At 65.1% G+C, this 255-nt stretch carries 1 protein-coding gene; it reads left to right on the forward strand.

Features of this window, described 5'->3' with window-relative positions; translation table 11 throughout:
• Positions 1-255 (forward strand): DUF6531 domain-containing protein (locus tag PZA18_RS25935; RefSeq protein WP_284103535.1); only part of this gene is annotated, 255 nt, incomplete at both ends.

A 255-nucleotide genomic window follows, 5' to 3' on the forward strand; every position in this document is an offset into this window, starting at 1 on the left:
TGGGCTGCAAGATTCTGGCGGGAGCCGAAGAGCTGGACTTTGCCCTGCCCGGACCGATGCCACTGGTCTGGCAACGTACCTACAGCTCCTACAACGGCCGCATTGGTCTGCTGGGCCAGGGCTGGAGTCTGCCGGCCTCACCGGTACTGGAACCGGCGGCAGACGCCTGCCGGCTGGTCGACACCCAGGGCCGTACCCTCACCTTTGAACCCTTGCGGGCCGAAGTCCCCCAGTATTCAGCCAGCGAAGACCTGT

The organism is Parachitinimonas caeni (assembly GCF_030129945.1).
In the GTDB taxonomy this organism is placed as follows: domain Bacteria; phylum Pseudomonadota; class Gammaproteobacteria; order Burkholderiales; family Chitinimonadaceae; genus Parachitinimonas; species Parachitinimonas caeni.